Here is an 18,354-nt window from a genome sequence, read left to right on the forward strand (position 1 = left end):
AGCTTTTATAAATAATTAAAAACACGCTAATATACTATGTATTAGCGTGTTTTTTTTATGAAAATATGCTATAATATGGAAGTTGAAAGTTCGTTAAAAATCGTTTGAAACGATATATATTTATAAAGTGATGAGAGGTAACTATGAGCGACGTATTAACATTTGTATCGGGTCATAAAAGCCCTGATACTGACTCTATTTGTTCTGCTATTGCTTATGCTAATTTATTGACACAAATGGGCACACCTGCTACACCTGTATGTGCAGGTCCGGCTAACAAAGAAACCACTTATGTATTGAATCATTTCGGTTTCGCTCATCCTCAAATTGTAACAAATTGGGAAGAGTTTGCTCCTAATGGTGGTGATTTATATTTAACAGATCATAATGAGTCTAAACAAATTATTGATGGCTATAAATCCATGAATATTCGTGGCGTTATCGATCACCATCGCATTGGTGATTTTGAAACAGATGGCCCTGTATTTATTCGCATGGAACCCGTAGGCTGTACAAATACAATTTTGACTAAATTGTATATAGAAAACAACCAAGACATTCCTAAACATATTGCTGGCGTTATGTTGTCTGCTATCATTTCAGATACTGTATTATTCCGTTCTCCTACATGTACAGAAACAGATAAAGAAATGGCTCATAAACTAGCTGCCATTGCTGGTGTAGATATTGAAAGCTACGGCTTAGATATGTTAAAAGCGGGTGCAGATATTTCTGATTTATCTAACGACGACATTGTTCGCACAGATATGAAAGAGTTCTCTGAAGGAGGTCAAACTATTTCTATCGGTCAAATCTCTGTGATGGATACTACAGATATTTTAGCTAAACAAGGAGAATTAGTAGATGCCTTAGAATCACTTCGCAGTGCTAACAATTATTCGGCCTCTTATATTATGATTACTAATATTCTTGATGAAAGCACGACTTTGTTATATAGCGGTGATGTAGACGCTGTAGTGACAAAAGCATTTGGTAAGGAGATCAAGGACAATAGTGTATTTTTACCAAATACGATGTCTCGTAAAAAACAAATTGTACCTCCTATCCTAGGAGCGATGAAATAATAGATACTATCGTATCTGTATAGAAATATAATAAAAACGTTGCTATTAGCAACGTTTTTATTATATGTAGTAGATAGAATCCTATAGATATGAATTAATCAGTCTTATAGAGAACAACACATTCCTTTCAAAGATAGAATAAAGGAGTTATTATGGAATCATTGTTAGCAGGCCTCAATAAAGAACAACAACAGGCTGTACAACATACAGAAGGGCCTTTGCTTATTCTTGCAGGTGCCGGTTCAGGTAAAACAAAAGTATTAACGGTACGCATTGCCTATTTATTATCGCAAGGCGTTAATCCTTATGAGATTTTAGCCATCACCTTTACTAATAAAGCGGCTAAAGAAATGAAAAGCCGCGTAGAAGGCTTAGTAGGAGATGTGGCAAATCGTATTTGGTTAAGTACATTCCATAGTTTTTGTGCCAAGTTTTTACGCTTTGAATTAGATAATTTTTTAGGCTACAATAGTAATTTTACTATTTACGATACAAGCGATTCACAAGCTGTCATTAAAGCTGCCTTAAAGGCTTTAAATTTAGATGATAAATATTATCCCGTAGGGGCTATGTTGAGTGCTATTTCAGATGCTAAAAATAAGTTGCTCTTTGCTTCTGATGTTAGAAAGAGCGCTAGGGATTTTTACCAACAAAAAGTGGCTGACGTATATGAATATTATGAGCGGGAATTGCGTAAAAATAATGCTTTAGATTTCGATGATTTATTATTGGTAGCCGTAAAATTACTGCAATCTAATGCTGCTGTATTAGATAAATATAGTAAACGTTTTCGCTATGTTATGATCGATGAGTATCAAGATACGAACCATGCTCAATATTTATTGGCTTATTTACTGTCTAGCCATTGGAAAAATATTGCCGTCGTAGGTGATGCTGACCAAAGTATTTACGCGTGGCGCGGTGCAGATATTCAAAATATTTTAGATTTTGAAAAAGATTACCCTAATTGTATGTCCATTAAATTGGAACAAAATTACCGATCTACAAAAATTATTCTCGATGCAGCTAACGCAGTGATCGAAAATAATGAAGGTCGTCCAGAAAAAAACTTATGGACTGATAAAGTAGAAGGTTCTAAAATTCAGCATTTTACGGCTCAGTCTGAACATGAAGAGGCAGCTTTCATAGGCGATACGATTGTAAAAAAACACGATATTCACGGCGTACCTTATGGGGATATGGCTATTTTATATCGTACGAATGCGCAATCTCGTGTTCTTGAAGAAGCGCTCATTAAAAGAGCTTTACCGTATACGATGGTAGGAGGCACAAAATTCTACGATCGTAAAGAAATCAAAGATGTATTGGCCTACTTACGGGTTCTCTACAATCCTTTTGATGACTTAAGTTTACTCCGCATTATTAACGTACCAAAGCGGAGTATCGGTGCTACTACAGTGGCTAAATTGCAAGATTATGCCCGTCAAAATGGGACGTCTTTGTTCATGACTTTAACTCAACTTCACTTAGTTGATACGATTAAAGGGAAAACTAAAGAAAAATTAGAAGAATTTGGTGTCCTCATCTTTACCTTAGTAGCAGAAATGGATAATAAATCAGTGCTGGATATATTAGAAGCCATTCTTGATCGGACTGGCTATTTAGCGCAATTAGAAGAGAGTACAGACCCTCAAGATCAAGCAAGAGCAGAGAATATTGGTGAGTTGTTATCTGTAGCGAAAGATTTCCAAGATACAAATCCAACGGGCACTGTAGAAGATTTCTTAGAGCAAGTGGCATTAGTCAATGACGTAGATTCTTTTGAACAAGAAGAATCTAAAGTGACATTGATGACTTTGCATGCAGCGAAAGGTCTAGAATTTCCTATCGTCTTTTTAGGCGGTTTAGAAGAAGGCTTGTTCCCACATAGCAGAACGCTTATGAATCCTGAAGAAATCGAAGAAGAACGACGCCTCGCTTATGTAGGAATTACACGTGCAGAGAAGGAATTATTTATTTCTAATGCAACAACTCGAACTGTGTTTGGTCGTACCAGCAGTTATTTGCCATCTCGTTTTATCGATGAAATTCCAGAAGAATTAATTGATGGGTTGCGGGCTAAACGGAAAGTATCAGATGAGATTCAGCGGACAGTGCCATCTCATATGTCGGTAACGAGTCGTCCTGTAACAAAACCAATCATTCGTAATGATGTAGTGCCTAATTGGGCTGTTGGTGATACAGCGGTTCACAGTAAATGGGGAAATGGCACTGTCTTAGATGTAGCTGGTGAAGGGGCTGGCATGAAGCTTACTATCGATTTCCCTACGCAAGGGGTTCGTGTGATTATGGCTAAATTTGCGCCTATAAAAAAAGCTAATTAGTTGATTGTACTTTAATATATGTAGTGATTAATTTAGTTTGAACTATGTTATCTTGAAGCTATATTTTAGTTATTAATAATTGTAATTACAAACCCTATTGAGTATAAGGATGTAATAATGGATGTACAAGCAAAAATAAAAGCATTACAAGAAGAATTAACTCATGCGCAGTATTTATATTATGTAAAAGATGCGCCAACTATGAGTGATTATGAATATGATCAAAAATATAGAGAGTTATTGGCCTTGGAAGAGGCTCATCCTCAATATCGCGTTCCGTCGTCGCCTACCCAACGAGTGGGGAGCAAAGTAGAAGGAGCTTTTGAAAAAGTTGTTCACGGCCGACCTATGTTGAGTTTGTCCAATGTATTCAATAGTGATGAACTAAGGGCTTTTGATAACCGTGTGACTAAAGAATTAGGGCGACATACAGAGGCTTACGTAGTAGAGTTAAAAATCGATGGTTTAGCCGTTAATTTGCACTACGAAAATGGTGTATTTACCCGTGCTGTTACTCGTGGCGATGGACGTGTAGGGGAAGATATTACGGCTAATGTAAAGACTATTAAATCTATTCCCCTTTATTTAGAAAATGCGCCAGCCTTTATTGAAATTCGCGGAGAAGCTTACATGCCTCATAGCGAATTTAAACGCATCAATGAAGAAAGAGAAGAAGAAGGTTTACCAACTTTTGTGAATCCTAGAAATGCGGCAGCAGGCTCTTTGCGTCAACAAGATCCAGCCATTGCAGCCAACCGTAATTTAGCTTTCTTCGCCTATGCTATTGGTTCTGAAGATGGGGCTAATATTGAAAGCCAAGAACAGCTATTAAAGACATTAGAAGCCTTCCATTTTCCTGTTAACCCTCATTATCGTTTATGCCATACTATTGACGAAGTCATAGAGATAATCCAGTATTGGGACGAAAAGCGCCATGAATTACCGTACGATACAGATGGGATGGTTATTAAAGTCAACGATTTCAATGACCAAGATATGTTAGGCTCAACAGCGAAAGACCCTAAATGGGCTACGGCCTATAAATACCCACCAGAAGAAGTAGAAACGGTATTAAAGGATATTACTATCAATGTAGGCAGAACAGGGGTATTAACACCTACAGGAGAATTAGAGTCAGTCTTTGTATCCGGCACCAATGTGAGTCGCGTTACATTGCATAACCAAGACTTTATTACAGAAAAAGATATTCGCATCGGTGACCATGTTATCGTTCATAAAGCAGCAGAAATTATTCCTGAAGTCATTCGGGTAGTGAAAGAAAAGAGAACAGGAGTGGAAATCCCTTTTAAAATTCCTCATATTTGCCCTGTTTGTGGCTCGCCTGCGGTGCGACGAGATGGAGAAGCAGCTATTCGTTGTACTAATAAACATTGTCCTGCTATAGAAAAAGAAAAAATTATACACTTTGCTTCTCGCAATGCTATGAATATCGATGGATTAGGACCAAGCATTGTGGAAAACTTGATTAATAATAAGTTAATTGCTTCTGTAGTAGACCTATATAGTTTGACCGTCGATCAATTAGTAACGATGGATCGGATGGGTAAAAAATCGGCAGAAAATTTAGTGAAAGCTATTGACGATTCGAAGTCGAGAGGCCTTGACCGAGTGCTCTTTGGCTTAGGTATTCCTCTCATTGGCTCTAAAGCAGCTAGCACAATTGCCCGTGTGTTAGGCTCTATGGATCGATTCTTAACGGTTACAAAAGAAGAGTTGCTAAGCGTTGAAGAAATTGGTCCTACTATGGCGGATAGCATTATCGAATATCGCAAGGATCCAGAACATATTACAGTTGTAGAAGGTCTTGTAAAGGCTGGTCTTAATATGACTATAGATACAGTAGAACCAGCAGGCAATGAAATGGACGGAGAAATTGTAGTTCTTACAGGTAAATTGTCCGCTATGGGACGTAGTGAAGCAGGGAAATTATTAGAAGCACACGGCGCCAAAGTCACTGGGTCTGTATCGAAAAAGACGACATTAGTCGTAGCTGGCGAAGATAGTGGTAGTAAATTAACGAAAGCCAACGAATTAGGGATTCGCGTTATTAATGAAGAAGAACTATTAGCCCTCATTGCATCTTGGGAATAAGATGTGAAAGAGCTTTCATAAATGGTATAATAATAAAATGTGAAAGGATGTGGATTGATGAAAATTAGCCAAGAAGAAATAAAAAAAATCGCTTTGCTTTCAAGATTAGAAGTAAAAGCTGACCATATTTCTACTGTAGAAAAAGAATTATCCGATATTTTGTCCTATGTGGCAGAATTAAATGAATTAGATTTAGAAGGTGTAGAGCCAATGGCTCACGCAGTACCATTGCACAACGTATTTAGAGAAGATGAAGAAAAGCCTTCTTTAGATCACAAATTAGCACTTTCCAATGCACCAGAAGCAGAAGATGGGTACTTTAAAGTACCTCGCGTTGTACAAGAATAGGAGGTTTCACAGTGGCAACAATTCATGAACTTCACAAGCGCTTAGTGAATAAAGAAATTAGCGCTGTCGAATTGACACAAGCAGTTATTAGTCATAAAGAAAAAGTGGAACCAACAGTACATGCGTATCTTTCTGATTCCCATGAACGTGCCCTCGCTTCTGCAAAAGCTGTTGATGAGGCCATTGCAAAAGGGGAAGCTATTTCTCCATTAGCAGGTATTCCAGGGGCGGTCAAAGACAATATTTGTATCAAAGATGAGCCTGCCACATGTGCCTCTAAAATGTTAGAGCACTTTATTCCACCTTATAATGCATCCGTTATTGAGCAACTTAATAACCAAGGTTTAGTCAGTCTTGGTAAACTTAATATGGATGAATTTGCTATGGGCGGCTCTACCGAAAATTCTGCATTAGCAAAAACAACCAATCCTTGGAATGCTGACTGTGTTCCAGGTGGTTCGTCCGGTGGTAGTGCAGCTGCCGTATCTAGTGGTTCTGCTATTTGGGCATTAGGTTCTGATACTGGGGGATCTATTCGTCAACCTGCTTCCTTCTGTGGCGTGGTAGGTTTGAAACCGACATATGGTAATGTATCTCGTTACGGTTTAATTGCCTTTGCCTCTTCCTTAGACCAAATTGGTCCTATTACGAGAGACGTAACAGATGCAGCATTAGTATTAAACGCTATTACTGGTCACGATCCAAAAGATTCTACATCCATCCCAGGTGCACGAGTAGACTACACACAATCCTTAGTAGCTGATGTGAAGAATCTTAAAATCGGTGTGCCGAAAGAATTCTTCGGTGAAGGTCTTCATGGCGATGTACGAAAAGCTATGGAAGAAGCGATTGAAACGTATAAAAAATTAGGTGCAGAAATCGTAGAAGTGTCTTTACCTAATTCTAAATACGCTTTGTCTGCTTACTATATTATTGCCCTTGCTGAAGCAAGTTCTAACTTAGCTCGTTATGACGGCGTTAGCTACGGCTTGCGCGTGCCTGCTGACAATTTAGTAGAAATGGCTACAAAAACGCGTACAGAAGGCTTTGGACCTGAAGTACAACGCCGTATCTTGCTTGGTACTTATGTATTGAGTTCTGGTTATTATGATGCATATTATTTGAAAGCTTTAAAAGTACGCCGTCTCATTAAAAATGAATTTGATGAAGCATTCTCTAAAGTCGATCTTTTATTATCTCCTACAGCGCCAAATGCTGCTTATAAATTTGGTGAAAAAGTAAACGATCCGTTGGCTATGTACTTAGAAGATATTTGTACAGTACCAGCCAACTTAGCAGGTATTCCAGGCATTAGCATTCCAGCAGGTATGTCTAGCAATAATTTGCCTATTGGTATGCAATTATTAGGTCCTGCCATGGGTGAAGATGTATTGCTTCGCGCTGCATTTGCTTTTGAACAAGCTAGACCAGATTGTCAATTAGTTGCACCAACTGGGGAGGTTTCTATATGAGTAGTAAATACGAAACAGTCATTGGTTTAGAGGTGCATACGGAACTGAAAACCAATTCTAAAATATTCTGTGGTTGTACTACAGAATTTGGCGGTAGCCAAAATACACATGTATGCCCAGTGTGCTTAGGTTTGCCTGGTGCTATGCCTGTGTTGAATAAAAAAGTTGTAGAATACGCTATTAAAGTAGGCTTAGCACTTAATTGTGAGATTTTACAATTCAATAAATTTGACCGTAAAAACTATTATTATCCTGATTTGCCTAAAAATTACCAAACATCACAATATGATTTGCCAATTTGTTTAAATGGCTATTTAGATATTGAAGTAGAAGGGGAAACAAAGCGAATTGGTATTACTCGTATCCACATGGAAGAAGATGCAGGCAAATTAGTGCACAGTGGCAGTACCATTTCTGATTCTAATTCTTCCAATGTAGACTACAACCGTACAGGTGTGCCTTTGCTTGAAATCGTATCTGAACCAGATCTTCGTTCCGGTGCAGAAGCTAAAGCATATGTAGAAAAATTGCGTTCCATTTTGCAATATTTAGATGTATCTGACGGTCGTATGGAAGAAGGTTCTCTACGCTGCGACGCTAACGTATCTGTACGTCTTAGAGGCACTGAAAAGTTCGGTACTCGTACAGAAACTAAAAACGTTAACTCCTTAACAGGTATACAAAAAGCCATTGAATATGAAGCATTGCGCCAAGCGCAAGTTCTTGAAGATGGTGGTACAGTTTATCAAGAAACTCGTACTTGGGACGATGCGCAAGGTATTACATTGGCTATGCGTAAAAAAGATGCAGAAGACGATTATCGCTACTTCCCAGAACCAGATTTGGTTCCAATTGTGATTAGTGAAGAAGAAATTGATGAAGCTCGTAAAAACTTACCAGAATTGCCAGATGCGAAAATTGCTCGTTTCATTTCTGACTACGGCTTATCTGTTACAGATAGTACGATTTTGACAGCATCTCGCAAAACAGCTGATTATTTAGACGCCACTGTTAAAGCCGGTGCTGATGCAAAAACAGTATCTAACTGGATGCTTGGTGACTTGTCTAAAATGATCAATGAAAATGGCCTGACCTTTGCTGAATCCAAAGTGAGTCCTGAAAATTTAGCAGGCATGATTAGCCTTATTGAAAAAGGCACTATTTCCGGTAAAATTGCGAAAAAAGTCATCATCTCTATGTGGGAATCTGGTAAAGATGCAGAAACTATCGTAAAAGAAGAAGGCTTAGTACAAATTACTGATACTGGTGCTATCGAAGAGATTGTAAAACAAGTGATTGCTAATAATCCACAACCAGTAGCCGATTTCAAAGGCGGTAATGGCAAAGCTATTGGCTTCTTGGTAGGGCAAGTTATGAAAGAATCAAAAGGCCGTGCTAATCCAGGTATGGTTAATGAATTATTACAAAAATTCTTAAATGACTAATGGAATGACTCATAGTAGATTGTATGAATAAGAATGTTGCGTAGCCATACTACTGAGTGAGTAATAATGATATAATAAGATACAGGCTAATAGGTATTATGCCTATTAGCCTTATTTTATGATAATGCGAAGGAGGATGTAGGTATGACTCAAGAATCGCATAGAAGTGATGTACAGAAAACACGTGTTCTTAGCGCTGATGAACGACGTCAATTTGATGGCGTAACTATTGAAGACAATGCAGGCTACATCGAAGTTGATGAAGCACCTAGTTATGAACAACAAGGTCAAGAGTATAGACATGGATACAACTCATATGGCAATCCACAGGTGAAAGTCATTCGTCTCGGTGGATCGAGTTGGTTAAGTCGTATCGTCTTAATTGCCCTGTTAGCAGCTATTGCAGCAGCCATCGTTTTCTTTGGTGGAATTGTTGCTATTATCATTGGTGCAATCATGCTAATCGGAGCAGTTATATCCTTTATTTTTGGCTTATTTTAATGTATACTAGTACATTATAAAGAAGACGGTGGCAGGTCCATTCGATGATGAGGTAATATGAACGTAGTTGTATCAACATTAAACTCAAAATTTATACATTCCTCGCTAGCTTTACGATACCTTAAAGCCTATAGTGAGGCCCGTGGACAGGCATACGATATAGTGGAATACACTATTAATATGCCTGTTTTGCATATTCTTAGCGATATAACGGAGCGAAATATAGATGTACTAGGTTTTGCTTGTTACATTTGGAATATCGAAATGACTCTTCACGTAGTCGATTTGGTGAAAGCTGTACGACCAACTATAAAAATTGTTCTCGGTGGCCCAGAAGTATCTTTTAACGCTGATGAAATATTAGAAGTGCATCCTGCTGTAGATTATATAGTACAAGGTGAAGGGGAAGAAGCATTCTATGAACTAGTTAAGGCCCTGAAAACTGGAAATAATGGATTAGAACCGATAATTCCAGGGATTCGTGGACGCCATCAAAATGGACATATTCTTGGATCTACAGAAGTTGTAGAAGTAGGAGATTTATCAACCATACCATTTCCGTATAGTGAAGAGGATTTGCAAGATTTAGAACATAAAATTATCTATTACGAATCATCCCGAGGTTGTCCATTTTCTTGCCAGTATTGTTTATCAGGTAATAGAAATACAGTTCGTTTTTTTCCACAACAACGTGTATTTAATGAATTACAGTGGTTTATGAATCACAAGGTAAAGCAAATTAAATTTGTAGACCGAACTTTTAATTGTGCTCCTAAGCATCACAGGCCATTAATGGAGTTTATTCGAGATGCTAAGACCGATACAACAAATTTCCATTTAGAAATGGAACCAGAGTTGATGACTGAGTGGGAGACTAATCTATTAGCTACTAGCCCTAAAGGACGTATACAAATAGAAGTAGGCGTACAAAGTACGAATAAAGAGACCTTAGATGCCGTTCGTCGTTACAATGATTGGCCCTATATTCAACGATCTATTCGGCCTATCATTGAAGCTGGTAATACTCATGTGCACATGGACCTCATCGTAGGCTTGCCTCATGAAGATATAAAGCGATTTAGTCAGTCCTTTAATGATTTATTTAGTTTGCAACCTCATGCCTTACAAATTGGTTTTTTAAAGCTCCTTAAAGGATCTGGTGTGCGACAAATGGCCGAATACCAATATGTAGCAGATTCATTGGCTCCTTATGAAGTATTGAGTAATCATGTTATGTCCTATGAGGACATTCGCTTTTTAAAATACTTTGAAGATGTATTTGAACGTTTTTATAATAGCGAGCGGTTTAGAACTGTTTTTGGCTATATTGGAGTGCAACTAATCGATGGAGAGGAAGATGCTTTTTCGTATTTTTCTCACATGACGAAAGAATGGTTACGAAAAGGGCATCATAAAGTGAATCTCAAGGATATCGATCAAATTGAGTTCCTCTATAACTATTTCCTTTCTAAAGGCCAACACATTGCCGCAGAACTATTACAATATGATACACTGGTGAGCTATCGTGGCAAGGTACGCAGCGAAGCCGTAGGATTGCCGAAACAAACAAAAGAACTGCTTCAAGAAGGGGAAGCTTTCTGGCGAAATGAAGAAATCGCATCGCAGTATATTCCTGATTATACATTTAAAGAATGGCGTAAAATTCGCCAGCAATATGTAGAAATGAAGATGAGCCAAGAAACGGCATTATATCTAGGCGTTCCTCAATGTGATGACCGTAGTAGTGATGAAGAGCTCATCGTTATTATAGATGTGAACAAAGAGGTATTGCCTTTTGTTCGCCCTAATCTGACGAATGAAGTGGGATAATATATCATTATAAGGAGTGTTATGACAGACACAACGAAACCAAAACGATACCGGATGGTATCGAAATATTATAAAGAGGTATATGGAGAAAAAGTTTATAAACTCCCAGTAGCCTTGCCATTGACTTGTCCTAATCGAGATGGTGTAGCTGGTGTAGGAGGCTGCACATTTTGCGGTGAAATTGGCGCTGGCTATGAAAACCGTCCTGCTTGGATGACTGTAGATATGCAGTTAGAAGAAAACATTGCTCATATAGGGCCTAAATATAAGGCGAAGAAATTTATTCCTTATTATCAAAATTTTAGTAACACCTATTTACCACTCCATGATTTTCAATCTTATATAGAAGCAGGTTGCATCGATTCCGCCGTAGGTATTGCTATTGCGACGAGACCAGACTGTATTGCTGATGAATATTTAGATGTGTTGCAAGATATTAAAGAGCGATATAAAAAAGATATCTACATAGAGCTAGGCTTGCAAACTGTCAATTATCATACCTTAAAAAAAATTAATAGAGGACATGATTTAGCTCAATTTATCGATGCAGTCTTACGCATTAAACGATATGGATTTAATATAACGACTCATATGATTATTAATTTGCCTTGGGATACAATGGAAGATACTATTGAAGGGTCAAAAATACTTTCATCATTAGGTGTAGATCAGGTCAAATTACATGCTTTATATATTGTGAAAAATACATTGATGGCTAAATGGTATGAAGAAGGTCAATTTACATTGATTAGTGCCGAAGAATATGCAGAACGAGCAGTACAATTTGTCCGCCATTTACATCCTGACATTGTATTACAGCGCCTTGTAGGACGTGCACCAGAAGATAATACACTATTTACGAATTGGTCTATGGGATGGTGGCGCGTACAGGATTTAATTGATAATAGGTTGGATGAATTAGATGCCTACCAAGGCGATTTATGTGATTATTTAAATGGCAAATCTGTACGGAAATTTATTGAGTAAGGGGGTTCTATGAGCGAATTAGTATTTACTTTTCCTACCTATGATTTAGCGCAGTCTATTTTAGGTCAACATAATCGATATTTGCAAATGATAATAGAAGTCATTCCTGCAGATGTAGTCGCTAGAGGTGATACCGTTATTATCAAAGGGGATGAAGAAGTAGTAAACTCCCTTTATCGAACATTAGAAGAATTAGTTTTTCTTTACCGAGAAGGGAGTACTATTTCGGAGTCTCAAGTACGCATCGCTGCTAAATTAGTACGACAAGGCAAAGCCGATGCTCTTCATGCTATGTTCGAAGATACTTTGTCTGTAACTATGCGTGGTAAAAGTATCACCCCAAAAACAGAAGGGCAAAAACAATATGTCGATAGTATTCGTAAAAATACTATTACCTTTGGAATCGGTCCTGCGGGAACAGGGAAAACATTTCTCGCTGTAGCTCTAGCATCGTTTTATTTGAAAAATAGAAATGTAGATAAAATTATTCTTACTCGGCCTGCTGTAGAAGCGGGTGAGCGCCTAGGTTTCTTGCCAGGGGAACTACAAGAAAAGGTAGATCCTTATTTACGACCTTTATACGATGCACTTCATGAAATGTTTGGTATTGAACAAGTGCAACGATTTATGGAAAAAGGAACTATCGAAGTAGCACCTTTGGCTTATATGCGGGGCCGTACATTAGAAAATGCTTTTGTCATTCTCGATGAAGCACAAAATACGACAGCAGAACAAATGAAAATGTTCTTAACACGCCTTGGGAATAATTCTAAAATGGTTATCAATGGTGATAAAACACAAATTGATTTACCGCCGCGTGTCGTATCTGGTTTAGGAGAAGCAGAAAAAGTATTGGCCTCTGTTAAAGGGATTCATATGGTTTACTTTACAGACCAAGACGTAGTACGCCACGATTTAGTAGGGCGCATCGTAAAAGCTTATGATGCGTATCATGAACAGAAAGCGAAAGAAGTATAATATGCGTATATACATTAGTTATGATGAAGGCATGGACGAAGATAAAGCTGTAGAAGCGATTATTCAGACTGTCTGTGATGAAGTAAGTCGTGTTTATGGTCTTGAAGAAGATGAACTGAGCATTTTATTGTGTAATAATGATAAAATTCAAGAACTCAATCGAGAATACCGCGGTATTGATAGAGCTACTGATGTATTGTCTTTCGCTTTAAATGAAGGCTTTGATTATAATGATAGCTACAATGAAAGTCATTTATTAGGTGATATGATTATTTCTTTAGAAAAAACGAGAGAACAAGCAATCGAATATGGGCATAGCTTCGAACGAGAATTAGCTTATTTAACGACTCATAGCTGTTTACATATTTTAGGCTATGACCATATGAATGATGAAGATAAAAAAGAAATGCGTATAGAAGAAGAATTTGTACTTTCTAATTTAGGTTATGTACGAGAGGATCAACCGTATAATGAATAAAAGAGAGGATTTTAAATCTGGTTTCGTTGCCGTTGTAGGCCGACCTAATGTGGGCAAGTCAACTATGATTAACGCTTTAATTGGCGACAAAATCGCTATCGTATCGGATAAAGCGCAAACGACGCGAAATCGTATTATCTGTGTGTATACAGATGAAGAGAAACAAATTGTATTTATGGATACGCCTGGTGTTCACAAACCAAAACATAAATTAGGAGAATTTATGGTGGATGCAGCTATTACATCTTTAAAAGAAACGGAAGCTGTTTTATTTGTTGTGGCAGGCAATGAAAAGAGAGGTCCTGGGGACGACTTTATTATTGAGCAATTGCGAAAAGTAAAAGTTCCAGTATTCCTAGTTGTCAATAAAATTGATACTTTGAAAAAAGATGAACTCATTGCGGCTATTGCATCATACAATGATTTCGATTTTGCTGGTGTTATTCCTATTTCTGCAAAAGACAAGGAAAATTTACCAGAATTATTAAAAGTTATTGGTTCTCATTTACCAGAAGGTCCTCAATATTTCCCAGAAGATATGATTACGGATCAGCCAGAGCGACTCATTATTTCCGATATTGTGCGAGAAAAAATTCTTTTAGCAACGCGCGATGAAATTCCTCATGCCATTGCAGTAGACGTAGATGAAATGAAAACGCGCAACGATGGAACTACATATATTCGGGCTACTATTTATTGCGAACGAGATTCTCAAAAAGGGATTATTATCGGCAATAAAGGGGCTTTATTAAGAACTATTGGCGCTCAAGCGCGTGTTGATATTGAACGATTATTAGCAACGAAGGTATATCTCGATTTATGGGTAAAAGTAAAGAAAGATTGGCGCAATAAATCGGGTGTACTTTCTGAATTAGGATATAAATAATTTACATTAATAAATATAGTAAGAAGGGATGTTAGTATATGGATAATGTAGATGGCCTGTTACCCTTAGGATTTGGTATTGTATGTATTTTTTTGATTAACTTTTTCGTGGTTGCAAAATTCTCTTTTGCTCGCTTACGTCGTGAACACGTAGAGGACATGGAGATTTTAGAAGAAAAAGATCGGCAATTTCTATTAAAGCTCTATCAAAATCCAGAGTATTTTCTAAATACGACGCAATTTTTGATTCTCTTTTTTATACTTGCTTTAGCAGCTACGGGGACCTATGTATTTGATGCTGTCATCGCTGATATTATGGATGTATTTCATATAGAAGGTATTTGGGTACATCGTGTGTTAGATGTTCTTTTATTACTTCTTATTAGCTTAGTGGTGCTTATATTTGGGGAAATTGTGCCGAAAGCATTGGGTTTATCATTCCCTACAAAATATGTTAATACTTATAGCCGTATTGTCGTTGCTGCAGGGCGTCTCGTATATCCTTTCATTTGGATTGGCAGCAAGATTTCAAATGTTATTTTAAAATTTTATAAAACGAAATATTTAACTGAACTTGATTTAGTTTATACGGAAGAAGAAATTCGCATGATGATTTCCCGTAGTCATGAAGAAGGTCAGTTAGATCAAGTGGAGTCGGAGCTTATTGACAATGTTTTTAACTTTGTAGAGCGTATGGCGAAAGAAGTTATGGTGCCACGACAAGATGTAAGCTGTATTTTCCTAGAAGATGGCTATGATGAGGCTATTAAAGTGATTCGTTCTACATCGCACACGAGATATCCGCTTTGCGTAGAAGATAAAGACCATGTCATCGGTTTGATTCACATTAAAGATTTAATGGAGCGACCAAACCAAGCAAAAAAAGATTTACGCAATGTGAAGCGAGATATTTTGACTGTTCCAGAAGTCATGAAATTGTCTACTTTATTACAATATATGAGAACTCGCCGTATTTACCAAGCCGTTGTAGTCGATGAATATGGTGGCATGGTAGGCCTCGTAGGTTTAGAAGATATTGTAGAAGAATTAGTAGGGGATATCCAAGATGAACATGGTTCCCATTTACCAGTTGTTATGACGTATAGTGACGGTTCCTTTGAATTTGACGGAAAAGTGCTTGTCGACGAAGTAGCAGAAACGATGGATATCGACATTGAAGACTCTGATTCTGATACGATTGGTGGGTATATTTTTGGTCTTCTTGAACGAACGCCTATTGTAGGTGATACAGTAGATGTACAAGGTTATACTTTTGAAGTGATTCAATTGCAAGGTTATCGTATTTCTAGATTACGAGTCGTTCCTATTCCAGTAGAAGATGTATATAATGATGAACAGACAGAGTCTTAATGGTGGATTTAATACACCAGCTATAGTCATTAGTCGAAAAAAATATAAATTACATTCGCTCTTTACCTTTATTACTCCTCGCTTAGGATTGATTCGCGCTTCTCTTCCTCATAAGCGACTCCAAACATTGCGCAATAGTTCCTATTTGCGTCCTTTTAGTGCTATGTACATAACAGTCGCTCCTGATGGAGATTATGTGAAAGTATCACAAATTGATGGATCCTATGTAGTGGAATCATTAGACGTAAATCTTGAAAATATTGCTTATGCAGCCGTTGCTAGTGAATTGATACAAGAATTATTCGCTCTTTATGATGTGGATCGAACTGTTTTTGATCGAGTTGTACAATATTCTAAACAAATTCGACGTCGGAATGTTCGATTGGCGACTATTATTTTAGGCTGGCAATTACTTTCGTTGGCGGGACTCGTTCCCCAAAGAGAAGCGTTGCAGAAGGAAGAAGAGTCGGAAGGGTTTTGGCAGGAACTGTCACATATCATCGAAAAGAGGCCATCTCCGTCACTACGAGATATGTTATATCAAGTAATCTCCTATGAATGGGGAGACGAAAACATGCTGTCTCTTCATCGATCCGCATGGAGCGAATTGGAGCGATACTTATTTCAATTTGTAACGAAAGAAATTGGAAAAGAGCTACAAAGTGTAAAATTTTTATTGACTTTATAGGTTCGAATAATTATACTTAAATTAAATAATGCATAAAAGGCATATTTGGTATGACAAATTTAATTTCATAGTTTTACCAAATCTTGTATAACCTTGGCGTGATGGGCCAAGGCTCTCTAGCGGGTACCGAAATTCACGACTACAAGAGCTACTTAAAGTGCTCTTGTAGTCGTTTTGTTTTATAAGTAGGTAAATATAAGAAAGGATGATCGGAAAAGTAAAATTAGATAGCTTAAATGATACATGTAGTGTACTAACAAGAACGTTTAGTAAGTAGGAAAGTGTAAGTTTTTTATTAGCAAGTCATTCCCATTAGTAAGCAAGTCATTTTATGAGTAAGTTTTTCTTATTATAAGTAAGTGTTTCTTATGGTCCGGTTTTGGTTACACTGGTTAACCAGAAGGAGGGAATATAATGAATGCGATGAAAACTGGAGAAAGTTCGACTACAAAAGGTTTCTTAGATCGTTTTTTTAATTTATCTGTTAAGGGGACTAATGTCAGGACTGAAGTCTTTGCTGGTCTCACCATGTTTATTGCTTCTGTATATATTTTGGCAGTAGTACCTAATTTATTAGCAGTTTCTGGTATGCCTCTTGAAAGTACAGTAGCAGCAGTTATTTTAACAACTGCTTTTTCTACTATACTTATCGGTTTAGTTGGTAATGTTCCTGTCGTAGTAGCTCCTGGTTTGGGGTTAAGTGCCTTCTTTGCATATACTATTTGTGGTGCTATGGGATTATCTTGGCAAACGGCACTAGGGGCGGTATTTATTTCAGGAGTTATTTTTGTTATTTTAACGGTTACACGTGTATTAAATAAAGTGATTGATAGTATTCCACCAGTATTGAAGATTTCTATTGGTGTAGGCATTGGCTTATTTGTGGCTTTCATAGGTTTTAAAAATGCTAATATTATCGTATCTAATCCTGCCACCTTTGTGGGTCTTGGCAATTTACAAGATCCTGCCGTATTGTTAACATTGGCAGGTTTGGTCATTACCAGTGTACTTCTTGCAAAAGAAGTAAAAGGCGGTCTTCTTATTGGTATGGTGATTACTACTATACTAGCAATGGCGTTAGGGATTGCTAAAGTACCGCAATCAATGAATGATATTTTTAATCTTGTTCCACCGATTCCAGTAGATACATTCGGCCAATTTGATGTAATGAGTGCTTTTGCATATGGCATTGTTTCTATTATTTTTTCTATTACTATTGTAGATATGTTCGATAATATTGGGACATTGATTGGCGTAACGAGAAAAGCTAATTTAGTAGATGAAGATGGCAAATTTCCTGGGCTCAATCGCGCATTGCTTTGTACGTCTATTGGTGCCGCAGCAGGTGCTGTAGTTGGTACATCTACAGTAACATCTTATATTGAAAGTGCTGCGGGTGTAGCTGATGGTGGTCGAACAGGTCTTACGGCAGTTGTAACAGGACTACTTTATGTAGTATCTTTATTCTTTGCTCCTTTATTCTTACTTGTACCAGCACAAGCGACAGCGCCAGTGTTGATCATTGTAGGTGTATTTATGATGAGCGAAGTTACACATATTGATTTTACTGATTTTACAGAAGCATTACCGGCATTTTTGACGATTTTATTGATGCCGCTGACGTTTAGTATTGCTCAAGGTATTTCTTTTGGTTTTGTATCTTACACATTGATTAAATTAGCTACAGGTCGTATTAAAGAAATTCATCCAATTATGTATGTACTGACGGTAGCTTTTATTATTCACTTTGCGTTAGGCTAAAGTATGTATTGGCTATTGTACTTTGTTAGTTAATGATTGGTTTTGGTCAATTAACATAATAATGGGAT

Annotated in this window: 15 protein-coding genes and 1 riboswitch; all 15 genes read left to right on the forward strand. The window is 37.4% G+C overall.

What is annotated here, in order from left to right:
- The first annotated feature begins 143 nt into the window (after positions 1–143).
- The 15 genes from NFR29_RS03030 (at position 144) to NFR29_RS03100 (ending at position 18,286) form a co-directional block, all read left to right on the forward strand.
- Positions 144–1,085 (forward strand): manganese-dependent inorganic pyrophosphatase, encoded by a 942-nt coding sequence (locus NFR29_RS03030; protein ID WP_251423039.1) that lies wholly within the window; start codon positions 144–146, stop codon positions 1,083–1,085.
- A 152-nt stretch (positions 1,086–1,237) separates the two neighbouring features.
- Positions 1,238–3,430 (forward strand): DNA helicase PcrA, encoded by a 2,193-nt coding sequence (gene pcrA / locus NFR29_RS03035; protein ID WP_251423042.1) that lies wholly within the window; start codon positions 1,238–1,240, stop codon positions 3,428–3,430.
- 117 nt (positions 3,431–3,547) lie between these two features.
- Entirely contained in the window at positions 3,548–5,542 is a 1,995-nt protein-coding gene (gene ligA, locus NFR29_RS03040; RefSeq protein ID WP_251423045.1) for an NAD-dependent DNA ligase LigA, read from the forward strand.
- Between the two features lie 57 nt (positions 5,543–5,599).
- Complete coding sequence (gene gatC / locus NFR29_RS03045) at positions 5,600–5,890, forward strand: Asp-tRNA(Asn)/Glu-tRNA(Gln) amidotransferase subunit GatC (protein WP_251423048.1); 291 nt, start codon at positions 5,600–5,602, stop codon at positions 5,888–5,890.
- An 11-nt stretch (positions 5,891–5,901) separates the two neighbouring features.
- The gene (gatA, locus tag NFR29_RS03050) at positions 5,902–7,362 is read left to right on the forward strand and encodes an Asp-tRNA(Asn)/Glu-tRNA(Gln) amidotransferase subunit GatA (protein WP_251423051.1); all 1,461 of its coding nucleotides are present in this window, start codon (positions 5,902–5,904) and stop codon (positions 7,360–7,362) included.
- Complete coding sequence (gene gatB / locus NFR29_RS03055; protein WP_251423054.1) at positions 7,359–8,807, forward strand: Asp-tRNA(Asn)/Glu-tRNA(Gln) amidotransferase subunit GatB; 1,449 nt, start codon at positions 7,359–7,361, stop codon at positions 8,805–8,807. The genes gatA and gatB overlap by 4 nt, the downstream gene beginning before the upstream one ends.
- A gap of 144 nt (positions 8,808–8,951) precedes the next feature.
- Positions 8,952–9,308 (forward strand): DUF4229 domain-containing protein, encoded by a 357-nt coding sequence (locus NFR29_RS03060; RefSeq protein ID WP_251423057.1) that lies wholly within the window; start codon positions 8,952–8,954, stop codon positions 9,306–9,308.
- 57 nt (positions 9,309–9,365) lie between these two features.
- The gene (locus NFR29_RS03065; RefSeq protein WP_251423060.1) at positions 9,366–11,138 is read left to right on the forward strand and encodes a B12-binding domain-containing radical SAM protein; all 1,773 of its coding nucleotides are present in this window, start codon (positions 9,366–9,368) and stop codon (positions 11,136–11,138) included.
- Positions 11,139–11,159: 21 nt separating this feature from the next.
- On the forward strand, positions 11,160–12,125 hold the full coding sequence (gene mnmL / locus NFR29_RS03070; protein WP_251423063.1) for a tRNA modification radical SAM protein MnmL/YtqA: 966 nt from the start codon (positions 11,160–11,162) through the stop codon (positions 12,123–12,125).
- A 9-nt stretch (positions 12,126–12,134) separates the two neighbouring features.
- The gene (locus NFR29_RS03075) at positions 12,135–13,103 is read left to right on the forward strand and encodes a PhoH family protein (protein ID WP_251423066.1); all 969 of its coding nucleotides are present in this window, start codon (positions 12,135–12,137) and stop codon (positions 13,101–13,103) included.
- A gap of 1 nt (position 13,104) precedes the next feature.
- Positions 13,105–13,581: an rRNA maturation RNase YbeY gene (ybeY, locus tag NFR29_RS03080; RefSeq protein WP_251423071.1), complete on the forward strand. Its 477-nt coding sequence runs from the start codon at positions 13,105–13,107 to the stop codon at positions 13,579–13,581.
- Positions 13,574–14,467, forward strand: a complete 894-nt coding sequence (gene era, locus NFR29_RS03085) for a GTPase Era (RefSeq protein ID WP_251423073.1) — start codon at positions 13,574–13,576, stop codon at positions 14,465–14,467. Before ybeY ends, era begins: the two co-directional genes overlap by 8 nt.
- A gap of 38 nt (positions 14,468–14,505) precedes the next feature.
- On the forward strand, positions 14,506–15,837 hold the full coding sequence (locus tag NFR29_RS03090; protein WP_251423076.1) for a hemolysin family protein: 1,332 nt from the start codon (positions 14,506–14,508) through the stop codon (positions 15,835–15,837).
- Complete coding sequence (locus NFR29_RS03095; RefSeq protein ID WP_251423079.1) at positions 15,815–16,525, forward strand: DNA recombination protein RecO; 711 nt, start codon at positions 15,815–15,817, stop codon at positions 16,523–16,525. Before NFR29_RS03090 ends, NFR29_RS03095 begins: the two co-directional genes overlap by 23 nt.
- A gap of 63 nt (positions 16,526–16,588) precedes the next feature.
- Positions 16,589–16,687: riboswitch (purine riboswitch) on the forward strand.
- Positions 16,688–16,939: 252 nt separating this feature from the next.
- Positions 16,940–18,286, forward strand: a complete 1,347-nt coding sequence (locus NFR29_RS03100; protein ID WP_251423082.1) for an NCS2 family permease — start codon at positions 16,940–16,942, stop codon at positions 18,284–18,286.
- Positions 18,287–18,354: the final 68 nt, after the last annotated feature.

It is taken from the genome of Veillonella agrestimuris (genome assembly GCF_943193065.1).
GTDB classification, from domain to species: domain Bacteria; phylum Bacillota; class Negativicutes; order Veillonellales; family Veillonellaceae; genus Veillonella; species Veillonella agrestimuris.